Genomic DNA, 13,086 nt, shown 5'->3' on the forward strand with positions numbered 1-13,086 from the left:
GAAGAGGGAAGTTGCGTGATGTCGCGGTCCTCGTGACGTCCATGGCCGTACTGGTCGGGATTCCGGCCGGTGTCACGTCGATCGCCCCGGCGGCGCACGCGAATTCACTCTCCGCCGATTCCGCTGGTTCTCCGAAAAACCTCTCCGAGGGTGAAAAGGCCGCCGAGAAAGCGGTCGAGACCGGCGAACGTGTGGAGATCGCGGGAGAACGCACCGAATACACGACGACATACGCGAATCCGGACGGTCTCACCTTTTCCCTCAGCCAGTCCACCGTGCCCGTCCGGGTGCAGCAGAAGGACGGATCGTGGGCCGAACCGGACGCGACCCTCGTGCGGCGGGCGGACGGCACCGTAGGCCCGAAGGCGGCGGTGGCGGACGTGTCCTTCTCCGGCGGGGGCGACGGTGCCGACCTGGTGGCCGTCGAGGAGAGCGGCAGGTCGCTGACGGTCGGCTGGCCGGGCGAGCTGCCCGAACCGACCCTGGAGGGCGCCTCGGCGGTGTACGCGGAGGTGCTGCCCGGAGTGGACCTGCGGCTGACCGCGACCACCGAGGGCTACCGCGAGGTGCTCGTCGTCAAGACGCCCGAGGCGGCGGCCCACGAGGACCTGACGAAGCTGGACTTCCCCGTCGAGACCGAGGGCCTGACCCTGCGCGGCGGGACCGGCGGCGGCCTGGACGCCGTCGACGAGAACGGCAACGCGGTGTTCCGCACGCCCGCAGCTCGGCAGTGGGACTCCGCGGGGGACGCGGCGACGTCCACGGCATCAGAGGCATCTGGGGTATCAGGGGCGTCCACGATGTCGCTGGCCGCCGCCGAGGACGAGCCCGTCCAGGACGGTGACGGCGAGTCCGCCCCCGACCCGGCCGAAGGTCCCGGCGACGGCGACGCATCCGCCGTCCTGCCGGTAACGGCGGACACCGACTCGATCACCGTCGTGCCCGACGCCGGGCTGCTGACCGGCGACGACACCGTCTACCCGCTGTACATCGACCCCGACGTGTCCTGGAGCGAGTCCGAGCGGACGCTGCTGTCCTCGGACGGCGACACCTTCTACAACTTCTCCGGCGGCTCGGACGGCGAGGGTGTCGGCTACTGCGGCACGTACGTCACCGGCGGCGTCGGCTACTACTGCGGCTCGGGCTACAAGCAGCGGATGTACTTCGAGTTCGCGCCGACCGCGCTGCGCGGCAAGCGGGTCCTTGACGCCACGTTCCGGGTGACCGAGCGCTGGTCGATGTCGTGCGAGAAGACGACGGTGCAGCTCGTCCGGACGCCGAACATCTCGTCGGCGACGAGGTGGCCGGGCCCGACCACGAGCTGGGACATCATGGGCGACCGTACGGTCTCGGCCGGCCGTGGAACGGCGTGCGACCCGGACCAGCCGGACGCTCCGATCGAGTTCAACGACGACCCGGCGCAGAGCTACGAGAACCTCACCAACACGGTGAAGGCGTTCGCGGCCGGCGGCTTCTCCCGGCTGACGCTGATGCTGAAGGCGTACAACGAGTCGGACCCCAACGGCTGGAAGCGGTTCGACGACGACGCGGTGCTGGACGTCACCTACGTGGGCGTCCCGGCTCCGCCGACCAGCCCGGGCGTGCTGTCCGGGGAGATCTCCTCCTGCGAGACGGACGCGGCCGATCCCGATGTGCTCTCGGACCCGACGCCCACGCTCACCGGGGTGGTCCAGACCCTGGCCGGCGGTGAGAACGACGCGAACCTGCGTGCGCACTTCTACGTGCAGAAGAAGAACGGCACGGCGTGGGACCTGGTGACCGAGCCGGTGCGGCCGGTCAGCCCCGGGTACGTCAACGACAACCAGAAGGTGTCGGTCAGTTCGCCGATCACACTGACGGACGGCGGGACGTACCGGATGGCGGTGTTCACCCGCTCCTACTACAACAGCGGCAACAGCTATCTGCAGTCCTCCAGCACGGTGACGACCAAGGGCTGGTGCTACTTCAAGGTCGACACGACCGCGCCCAAGGCACCGCTGATCACGTTCGGCAGCCCTTACTCGCTGTGCACGGCGAACGCCTGCGAACCGGCCGGCGGCCCCGGCGTGAAGGGCAAGTTCATCTTCAACCCGGCAGCGGGTGACGCCGCCACGGTCGTCGCGTACCGCTACAAGTTGTCCTCGTCCAAGACCTGGTCGGCCGCGATTCCCGGAACGACAGCCGTGACCAAGGAGATTCCACCGGAACTGGCCGGCACCCAGGTGCTCCAGGTGCGGGCGCTGGACAATGTGGGCAGCGGACGCTGGGGCGCCATCGCGAGCGTGCGGTTCAACGTGCAGGAGAGCCAAGGGGCCACCGGGCGCTGGCAGTTCAACGACAGCGCGGTCGGCTCGGGTGAAACGGTCGCGTCCGACTCCGCGACGACCGCGGGGACGCGCCACCCGGCGACCCTCTACACCACCGGCAGCGGCTGGTCGTCGCTGGGACGACGTGGCTCCTCGGACCGTTCGCTGTGGCTGAACGACGTGGTGGACCCGACCCGGCACGAGGGATACGCCGCGACCTCGGCCGCCGCCGTCAACACGCAGTCCTCGTACACCGTTTCCGCCTGGGCGTACCTGACGGAGAACACCGACTACCGCACCGTCATGTCCCAGACGGGCAGCGACAGTTCGGGCTTCTCCCTCTACTACTCCTCCGGCGTCAAGAAATGGATTTTCCGCTTCAACTGGACCGACAGCAGCGGCACGCGGCAGTACGTCGCCGCCGGCGCGGACGTGGCGGGCGTACCGCTGCGCGTGTGGACCCACGTGGCGGGCGTGTACGACGCCGACGCGAAGACCATCCAGCTGTACGTCAACGGGCGGCCCCAGGGCACCCCGGTGACCGTGCCCGCGGGCGGCGAGAAGCAGACTCCGGACGGGGCCCTGCAGTTCGGCCGCGCGAGCTATGTGTCCGGCACGTACGTGCAGTACTGGCGGGGCCGTATCGACGAGGCCGCCGTCTTCCAGGAGGCGCTGCAGCCGGGCGACGTGGCCAAGGAGGCCAGGCTGCTCGACTCCACCGACACGGCCACGGCCACCGAACTCGTGGGCGCCTGGAACCCGGACGGCGCGAGCGTCACCGCGACCACGCTCGCCGACACCCTGACCGGCTACACGGAGCGCACGCTCACCCTGTCCGGGGGCGCCTCGATGGACGGTGAGGCGATCGTCCTGGACGGCACGAACGACGCGGCCACGGTCACAGGCCCGGTCGTCGACGACACAGGTTCCTTCACGGTCACCACCGAGGTCGAACTCGACCAGGCCACGCTTAACACCAAGGGCACCGGCTACATCGGCCAAGTGCTGGGCCAGCGCACCGCGGACGGCTCGGCCTGGGGCCTCTGGTACGAGCAGACCGGCACCGAGACCCGGTTCGACGACGACGACAACCCCTACGAAGTCCCCGTCGGCTTCTGGCGGTTCGGCCGCCTCGCCGCCGACGGCACCTTCACCGCCGCGGACTCCGACGAGGCAGCGGTGGTCGGCAGCCGGGTGCGGCTGACCGGGGTGTACGACGCGCAGGCCGGCACCGTCGCCCTCTACCTGGACTCGACGCAGAACGACACGGACACCCCGTACACCGCTGTCGTCGGCTCCGGTGAATTCGCGGCCGGCAAGGCGTATGTGGGCAGCGCCTGGGGCCACTACCTGCCCGGCCGGATCTCGGACATCCGGATCTGGGTGGGGGCGGCGGCGGACGGTACTCAGGTGGACACGATGACCGGCTGACGGCCCTACGCGCCGGGCGCCCGCCGACCTCAGCGGGCGCCCGGCCCACTCCTTCTCCTTTCCGTTCCATTCCGTGGTCGCCGGTGTGGTCGCGGCCGTGCCTGACGGGGGTTTGTCGTGAACACCAGTACGAGAGTGGTTCGTTGGCTGCGTGGCAGACGCGTGGGTGTCGTGGTGGTGCTGGCGCTCGCGCTGACCGCCACGGGTGCGTTGCCCGCCGCGCAGGCGGCGCCGGCCTCGGCAAGCGGGCTGGGGCGGCCGGAGGTTCCGGAGCAGCGGGACAGTGACGTCAGCGCGGTCACCGGGCTGGGTGCGAAGCAGGCTCGTGCGGATGTCGCTGAGTCCCGGAAGCAGAACGAGGCGCAGGCCGACCGGGCCGCCGCCGAGCAGGACGCGGTCTGGCCGGCGTCCGGGCGGGTCACGGTCGCCATCCCCGGTACCCGGTCGGGTCGCGCTGCCGTCGAGGCGGGTGGCCTGCCGGTCACGGTCGCCCGCGGCAGTGTGGGGAACGTGGCCTCCGGTGATTCGACGATCCGGGTGCTGGACCGGAAGGCGACAACGGCCGCCGGAATCAAGGGTGTTGTGTTCACCGCGACGGCTACGAAGCCGGGCCGTGCTCATCTGACGCTGGACTACTCGGAGTTCGCCTCGGCCTACGGCGGCGGCTGGTCGGGCCGGCTCGGCCTCATAGCGTTGCCGGCCTGCGCCCTGACCACACCGGAGAAGGCCGCCTGCCGCACCCGTACACCGCTGGCCTCCGACAACGACGCCGCCGGACAGTCCGTGTCGGCCGACGTCGCGCTCTCCACCACCTCCTCGGCCACCGTTCTCGCCCTGGCCGCCACCTCCGAGGCGTCCGCGACCGGTGCCGGCGACTACTCGGCGACCCCGCTGACCTCGTCCTCCACATGGGAGGCGGGCGGTTCGTCCGGCTCGTTCTCCTGGTCGTACCCGCTGGACACCCCGTCCGCGGCGGTCGGCCCCCAGCCCGACCTGGCGCTGTCGTACGACTCCGGCGGCATCGACGGCCGCACCGCCTCGACCAACAACCAGTCCACCCAGGTCGGCGAGGGCTTCGACCTCTCGTCCGCGTCCTACGTCGAGCGCTCCTACGGCTCGTGCGACGAGGACGGCCAGGACGGCAAGTCCGACCTGTGCTGGAAGTACGACAACGCCTCCCTCGTCCTCAACGGCAAGTCCACCGAACTGGTCAAGGACGACACCAGCGGCGAGTGGCGGCTGAAGGCCGACGACGCCTCCACCGTCACCCACTCCACCGGTGCCGACAACGGCGACGGCGACGGCGAGACCTGGACCGTCGTCACCGGCGAAGGCACCAAGTACGTCTTCGGTCTGAACAAGCTGCCCGGCGCGGGCACCGAGCGCACCGAGTCGGTGTGGACCGTGCCGGTCTACGGCGACGACTCCGGCGAACCCGGCTACGACCAGGGCACCGCCTTCGCCAACCGCTCAACTGTCCAGGCCTGGCGCTGGAACCTCGACTATGCCGAGGACCTCAACGGCAACGCCATGTCGTACTGGTACACGCCCGAGACCAACTACTACGGGAAGAACGGCGGAACCACCGCCACCACCGAGTACGACCGTGGCGGCTACCTCAACAAGATCCTCTACGGGCAGCGCGCGGACACCCTGTTCACCGGAGTCACCTCCGACAAGGTCACCTTCACTTACAACGAGCGCTGCACCGCCGCCGACTGCTCCGACCTGACGGACGCCACGTCCGACAACTGGCCCGACGTCCCCTCCGACTCGATCTGCAAGAAGGACGCCGACTGCGATGTGCGGGGTCCGTTCTTCTTCACTCGCAAGCGGCTCACACAGGTCGACACCTACGCCTGGTCGGCGACCACGAGTGCCTTCACCGCCGTGGACACCTGGGCGTTCACGCAGGAGTTCCTGGACGGTGGTGACATCGGGGACACCAGTGACCAGACGCTGACGCTGAAGAGCATCCGGCACACGGGCAGGAACGGCACCGACATCGCGCTGCCGCCGGTGGCCTTCACGTACCAGATGCGCAAGAACCGGGTCGACGCCACCGACAACATCCTGCCGCTGCGGCGCCCGCGCATCGAGAGCGTCACTTCGGAGACCGGTGCGATCACCCGGGTCACCCTCTCCGAGCCGGAGTGTGTGCGCGGTTCGAACATGCCGAGCGCCGCCGACACGAACACCAAGTCCTGCTATCCGCAGTTCTGGAACATCAACGGGGCGGAGAACGCCTCGATCGACTGGTTCCACAAGTACCGGGTCCTCGCGGTGAACACGTCCGACCCGACCGGCAAGAACGACGCCGTGGAGAACCAGTACTCGTACTCCGCGCCCGCCTGGCACTACAACGACAACCCCTTCACCCCCGCCGACGAACGCACCTGGTCCATCTGGCGCGGCTACGGCAAGGTGACCGCGACCAAGGGCGTGGGCAGCAACCAGACCAAGACCGTCTCGGTCTACCTCCAGGGAATGAACGGCGACCGGCTGCTCAAGGCAGACGGCACCCTGGACCCGGACGCCCGCCGCTCGGCCACAGTCGCCGGGGTGGACGTCAGCGGTCTCGATGTCGCCGACCAGACCGACAGCGACACCTACGCGGGCGTGCTGCGCGAGAAGATCACCTACGACGGGTCGACGCCGGTGAGCGTCACGGTCAGTGATCCCTGGTCGAAGAAGACGGCCACGCAGCACAAGTCGTACGCGGACACCGAGGCGTACTACGTCCGCGTCGGCAAGTCGTACACCCACACCTACCTGACCGCCTCGTCGAGCTGGCGGACCCGCACCAGCGCCACCACCTACGACGACTACGGCATGGCCGCCGCTGTCGACGACACCGGCGACACCGCCAAGTCCGGCGACGAGACCTGCACCCGCACCTGGTACGCCCGCAACGCCGAGCTCGGGCTCACCGCCCTGGTCTCCCGCAACAGGGTCGTCGCCCGGCCCTGCTCGGTCGCCGAGACCTCGCTCTCCCTGCCGACGAGCTCCGCCACCCGGGGAGACGTGCTCTCCGACACGGCGACCGTCTACGACAACGCCTCGACCACGGCGTGGAGTTCCGCCCAGACCCCGACCCTGGGTCTCGCCACCTGGAAGGGCCGCGCCTCCGCCTACCCGGCCACGGCGACCGGCGGCGAACGCCACCCCACCTCCTGGCAGACGCTCAGCAAGACCACGTTCGACACGGCGACGACGAAGCTCGGCCGTCCCCTGTCCGTCACCGACGCCGCGGGGGCCACCACCACCGCGGCCTACACCCCGACCAACGCGGGTCCGCTGACCCGGATCGTCACCACCAACCCCAAGAGCCAGAAGAGCTACACCTACCTGGACCCGGCGCGTGGTTCCACGACCCAGGTCTACGACGTCAACACCAAGCTGACGGAGACGTCTTACGACGCGCTGGGCCGGGTCACCGCGGTCTGGCTGCCCAACCGCTCCCACTCGTCGTCGCAGGCCGCGAACTACACGTACGCCTACTCGGTCACCAGCGGCGCCCCCTCCTGGACGTCCACGTCGACCCTCAAGGCGGACGGCGACACCTACAACACCACCTACAGCATCTACGACGCGCTGCTGCGTCCCCTGCAGACGCAGTCCCCGACCCCGCTCGGCGGCCGGATGCTGACCGACACCCGCTACGACAGCCGGGGCCTGGCCTACGAGTCGTACGCCCAGATCTTCGACCAGGACAAGACTCCGAACGGCGCCTACACCCGCGCCGAGTACGGCGAGGCCGCCCAGCAGACCGCCACCGCCTACGACGGCGCCGAACGGGCCACCAGCAGCACCCTCTACATCTACGGCGTCAAGCGCTGGGCCACGACGACCGGTTACACCGGCGACTCCACCGCCACCGCCGCCCTGGCCGGCGGCTCGGCGACCCGCGTGATCACCGACGCGCTGGGCCGCACCACCGAGCGGCGCGAGTACTCCGGCGCCTCCCCGGCCGACGCTGGCTACGGCTCAGGCACCGGCGCCGCGTACACCTCGACGTCGTTCACCTACTCACCGGACGGCAAGGAGTCCACGGTCACCGGACCCGACCGGTCCGCCTGGTCGTACACCTACGACCTCTACGGCCGCAAGGTCACCTCGACCGACCCGGACAAGGGAAAGACCACCACCGGCTACACCGCCACCGATGAGGTCTCCTGGATCAAGGACGCGGCCGGACGCGTCATCATCTCCGCCTACGACACACTCGGCCGGGTCTCCGGCACCTGGAGCGCGCCGGCCACGGCCGACCTGACCTCCACCACCGAGGAGCAGGTCGCCGCCAACCAGCTCACCGGCTACACCTACGACACCCTGGCCAAGGGACAGCTCGACACCGCAGTGCGCTACGTGGGCGGCAGCGGCACCACCGGCACGTCGTACACCAAGAAGGTCACCGCCTACGACGCCCTGTACCGCGCCACCGGATCCCAGCTGACGCTGCCCGCGGGCGACGCGCTGGTGAGCTCCGGCGCACTCCCGTCCGCCACGCTGGACTTCTCGTCGTCCTACAACATCGACGGCACCCGGGAGTACACCAAGGAACCCGCCGTCGGCGGTCTCGCCGCCGAGCAGATCACGACCAAGTACAACGACGTGGGGCTGCCCACCACCGTGTCCGGCGAGAGCGGTTACCTGCTGGGCAGCAGCTACTCGGCGCTCGGCCAGACCGAGCAGCTGACGCTGGGCACCTCCGCCGCCACCGGCACCAAGAAGGCGTACCTCACCAACGCCTACGAGGAGGGCACCGGGCTCCTCAAGCAGTCCGTGGTCACCGACCAGACGCACGGCTACGAGCTCCAGGAGCTCAATTACGCCTACGACGACGCCGGCAACGTCACCGCCATCACCGACCCGACCACCCTCGGCGGTACCTCGGCGGCGGACAACCAGTGCTTCGCCTACGACGGTTACCGACGGCTGACCGACGCGTGGACCCCGAAGACCGCCGACTGCTCGGCCGCGGGCCGCACCACCGCGAACCTCGGCGGCGCGAGCCCGTACTGGACTTCGTACGCGTACCAGGACTCCGGTGTCCGTGCTTCCGAGACCACCCACACCACCAGCGCCGACACCAAGAAGACGTACTGCTACGGCAGTTCACAGCTCCACACCCTGACGGCCGTGACGACAGCGGCCTCCTGCACGGGCGTCACCCCCACGTACGTCTACGACGCCACCGGCAACACCACCACCCGTCCCGACGGGACCGCTTCCCAGTCGCTGGCCTGGAACGAGGAGGGCGACCTCGGCAAACTCGTCGAGGGCAGCAGCACCACCGGCTACGTCTACGACACCGACGGCAATCTCCTCATCAAGCGCAACGCCGCGGGGGAGACCGTCCTCTATCTCGGCACCACCGAGGTCCATCTCGACGCCAGCACCAGCACCACCAAGTACTGGGCCCAGCGGTACTACACCGCAGGCGACTCCACGATCGCGCTGCGCAGCAACAAGTCCGGGACCAACACCCTGACCTGGCTCGCCGCCGACCGGCACGGCACCTCCGCGCTGGCGGTCGAGTCGACCACTCAGGCCGTCACCAAGCGCTACACCACCCCGTTCGGCTCCACGCGTTCCGGTGGCACCGGGACCTGGACCGACGACAAGGGCTTCCTCGGCAAGACCGCCGACGCGAGCACGGGACTGACCCACGTCGGCGCCCGCGAGTACGACCCGGCCATCGGCCGCTTCGTCAGCGTCGACCCGGTCCTCAGCACGGATCAGGCCCAGTCCCTCAACGGCTACACCTACGCCAACGGCAACCCCGTCACTCAGTCCGACCCGACCGGCCTCGAGTCCTGCTACCCCCACTTCTGCTCGGGCAGCAACGGCACGTACGGCACGTACAAGCCGGAGAACGACCCGGAGTCCGACAGCTACGACGGGTCCAGCCACGACGGCGACGACGACAGCACCCCCGTGCCGGCGGCGGTCGGCGGCGACAGGACCACGCGGCACAACCAGGCGCGGGACGCCGCCATCGTGATCATCAAGATGCAGGTCAAGAAGCTGGGCATCAAGAACTTCACGATCGACACGAAGATGCAGGTCCCGGGCGCGAGCAAGAAGTGCATGAAGAATCCCGCGGGGCCGTGCAACAAGGGGCTGCCGGACATCGTCGGATACGACCCCAACCACGACGTGTACTACGTCTGGGAGGTGAAGTCGGCGGGTGTGGCAGGGAAGGCCGTTCCGGAAGCGAACTGGTACGTGGGCAAGATGCGCGCGAACGGTGACAAGGCAGTGCTGGGCTGGACCATCGGAGGCCCCTACCCCGTTCCCAACGGGGACCAGGTGATCGGCCCGGAGCCGGGCGCCATCATCTACGGCAAGCCCAACGACAAGAAGTTCAAGCGCGTCCTGAGTTCCAGCCCCACGGCTGTGGTCCAGCAGCAGTCCGCGCAGCCCACCCCATCGCCCACCCCGGGTCCGGGTCCCGGTCCTTACCCCGGGACCATCGACCAGCCGGGTCTGGGCATCGTGCCGCAGGCGACGGACGGGGTGAACCAGTGGCCGCTGCTGGTGCCGATCGTGCTTGTCGGTCTGCCCTTCATCGCTCCGGAGGCGGGCGCGGCAGCGGGCGGGGCGATCACCGTGGGCGTCGCCGCTACGCTCTTCGAACTGGCGGCGTGAGCAGGAAGGCAGGCAGCGGACATGAACCCACTGGACACCCTCATCCGGGAGCACGTGGTTCCCGTGATGAAGGCAGCCGGTTTCGCCAAGAAGGGGCGGACCTTCCGGCTGGCCGCACCCAACGGCGATCACCTGTTCATGCAGGTCTGGCCGGAGGCCGTCGACCCGGAGAAGTACGTCTTCGACGTGTTCTTCTCGGTCGTACCGCTGCCGCAATGGGCCTTCCTGAACCGGGAGTACGCGAATCCGCCGACGCCCGACGCCAGCGGTGCCCTGGCGAAGTACGAGGTGATTCCGCCGGCGGGGGTCGCTCACCAGCCCGACTCGGAGATGCCGTTCAGGTCCCGGTGGGCGTTCTCGGAGCCGGAGACGCGTGAGGGCTGCGGGCGGGAACTGGCCCGCGCCCTCACGGAGGTGGCCCTCCCGCGGACGGTGCCCCTGCTGGACCGCAGGACCCTGCTGGCGGAGACACGCACCAACCCGAACGACGGCCTCCTGCGGCTCAAGAACGCGACCGTCAGTGAGATCGTGCTGCGCGTGGACGACGACCCGGTCGCGGATGTGGCGGCCCTGGTGGACAAGGCCGAGGCCGACGGGGAGTTTCCGCCTTTCGTCGCCTGGGCGCGCGAGCGGCTTGCCCGGCGTGCGGCCGGCGCGTAGGCGTTCAGGCGTTCAGGCGGAGGAAGAGGACGCATGGGGTTCTGGGGTTCGTTCGTCGTGTGCCGGAGTGAGACTCCGCTCGACGAGTTGTCGGCCGTCGTCGAACGTCACGACGGTATCGAGGAGCACTGGCGGCGGGCCGACGGCTGGCAAGTCGGCCAGTACCCGGGCCCCGAGCTCGCGGACGATGCTCCCGCGCTGCTCGCCGAACTGGTCGAGGAGACGGGGGCACCGGCCCTGACCGGCTTCGTGCTGGACAGCGACGCGGTCCACGTGGAGGGCTTCTCGGTGGCCGGCGGGCACTGGAAGGCCTGCCTCGCGCGCGAGGCGACCGAGGCCTACTGCGAGGACGACGACGAGGACTTCGACGCCGAGTTCCCGTCCCCGGAGGCGGCCGCACGCGCCGCGGCCGCCTGGGCGAGCGCGGCGGACCGCACGCCGGACATGCCGGGACTCGCCGAGGTCTTCGCCGAGGAGGACTCGGACTTCGCGGAGGAACTGTTCTTCCGGCTCCTCGACAAGCTGGGCATGTGACGGCCGGCGGTCAGCCCCAACTGGTCCCGAGGAACAACGGTTTCGCGATCGAGGTGATCGATCGTCCCGCCTCGGGAGACGCGGCCGGTGCGCTCCGGAGACGGTGGGGCGGATCAGGGTGGGGGACTTCGCGGAGTCCTTCACTTCATGACCATCACGTTCCGTGCGGTGATCCTCAACCGATGAACGGGGAACGGGTGAGCGAGCACCGAGAACGGCCAGGCGCGAAGCGCGGTAGCGCCTGGCTGTGGGCGGCCTTGCGTCGGGCGGCCTTGCGTCGGGTGACCTTGTGGCGGGTGGCGGTACCCGCCGTCGCAGTCCTTCTGGTGTCCGGCTGCTACGCATCGACGGACTACGGGCGGTATCCGGAAGGAAAGCTGGTCCAGAACGCCGCCCTGGTGCGCACCTGGGCGGGCGAGGGAGCCGAGCTGGCGTTGAAGGAGAACAAGGTCTTCTCTGCGGCCGGCCTCACCCTCAAATACTTCTCCTGCCCCGCGGACGGACTTCGGAATAAGTCCGGTGACGGCACGTGGAGTTCCATCGACGACGGTGACTCCACCTCCGTGCTGATCCGTTTCGAGGACGGCTGCACGGCCACCATGTGGACCGGCGAATCCGAAGGGAAGACCGTCCTCTGGGCCACGACGGAGGACGAGAACCAGGTGCTGACCCTCAAGTGACAGCGCGATTCGTGTGGTTCACGCCGGCTGCCGTCGGTCAGCTCGGCAACCGCAGTCCCGCGATGAGGAGTTCGACCAGTCGGCGGGCGTCGTACTGGGGGTCGCTGTCCGCGCCGATGCAGAGGTTTCCGACGCCGCGCATGAGCTCGTAGGCCTTCAGGTCGGAGCGGATCTCGCCGGAATCGGCCGCTGCGTCCAGTAGTTGGGTGCACACGGGCACGAGGCGGTCGAGGAAGTACGCGTGCAGCGTGTCGAAGCCGGTGTTGTCGGACTGCAGTACGCCGGCGAGTCCGTGCTTGGTGACCAGGAAGTCGACGAAGAGGTTGATCCACTGGCCCAGTGCGGCGTGCGGTGTCGCGCTGGTCGCCAGTAGGGCGGGACCGGCCTCGGCGCAGGCTTCGACCTGGTGCCGGTAGACGGCGATGATGAGATCCGCCCGCGTCGGGAAGTGGCGGTAGATCGTGCCGAGGCCGACGCCGGCCTTGGCCGCGATGTCGCGTACCGGCGCTTCCACGCCCGAGGTGACGAAGACCGCGGCGGCCGCGTCGAGCAGGGTCTCCTTGTTGCGCCGGGCGTCCGCCCGCTTGGGCTGGGCCGCGCGCCCCGCGCCCGCACTCTCATCGCTGTCGCTCACCGCGCCACTCCCTCCGCCGCTGATGCGTGCCGAACCCGCCACTGAGACCTGCCGAACCCGCCACCGAGGCTTGCTAACCGGAACAGTGTTCCGTATCGTCGTTCCGGAACGAGGTTCCGTTTGCTCATGATGCCAGAGCGCGGGCCCGGCGGCCAAGCCATGCACTGCCGTCACGCTCCATCCAGGC

The 13,086-nt window shown here is 69.3% G+C and carries 6 protein-coding genes; 5 read left to right on the plus strand and 1 reads right to left on the minus strand.

Features of this window, described 5'->3' with window-relative positions; genetic code table 11:
- The first annotated feature begins 11 nt into the window (after positions 1–11).
- The 5 genes from OG266_RS31425 to OG266_RS31445 all read left to right on the plus strand — a co-directional run bounded on the left by OG266_RS31425 (position 12) and on the right by OG266_RS31445 (position 12,265).
- Positions 12–3,737 carry a LamG-like jellyroll fold domain-containing protein gene (locus OG266_RS31425; RefSeq protein WP_371549755.1) on the plus strand — a complete coding sequence of 1,242 codons (3,726 nt, stop codon included), beginning with the start codon at positions 12–14 and terminating at the stop codon, positions 3,735–3,737.
- Between the two features lie 117 nt (positions 3,738–3,854).
- Complete coding sequence (locus OG266_RS31430) at positions 3,855–10,391, plus strand: RHS repeat-associated core domain-containing protein (RefSeq protein ID WP_371549757.1); 6,537 nt, start codon at positions 3,855–3,857, stop codon at positions 10,389–10,391.
- A 21-nt stretch (positions 10,392–10,412) separates the two neighbouring features.
- Positions 10,413–11,051, plus strand: a complete 639-nt coding sequence (locus OG266_RS31435; RefSeq protein WP_266463500.1) for a hypothetical protein — start codon at positions 10,413–10,415, stop codon at positions 11,049–11,051.
- A gap of 33 nt (positions 11,052–11,084) precedes the next feature.
- Complete coding sequence (locus tag OG266_RS31440) at positions 11,085–11,585, plus strand: hypothetical protein (protein WP_371549759.1); 501 nt, start codon at positions 11,085–11,087, stop codon at positions 11,583–11,585.
- Positions 11,586–11,881: 296 nt separating this feature from the next.
- Complete coding sequence (locus OG266_RS31445) at positions 11,882–12,265, plus strand: hypothetical protein (protein ID WP_371549761.1); 384 nt, start codon at positions 11,882–11,884, stop codon at positions 12,263–12,265.
- Positions 12,266–12,302: 37 nt separating this feature from the next.
- On the opposite strand, the gene OG266_RS31450 is transcribed toward OG266_RS31445, so the two are convergent.
- On the minus strand, positions 12,303–12,899 hold the full coding sequence (locus OG266_RS31450) for a TetR/AcrR family transcriptional regulator (RefSeq protein ID WP_371549763.1): 597 nt from the start codon (positions 12,897–12,899) through the stop codon (positions 12,303–12,305).
- Between the last annotated feature and the right edge of the window lie 187 nt (positions 12,900–13,086).

This window comes from Streptomyces sp. NBC_00554, from assembly GCF_041431135.1.
GTDB lineage: Bacteria > Actinomycetota > Actinomycetes > Streptomycetales > Streptomycetaceae > Streptomyces.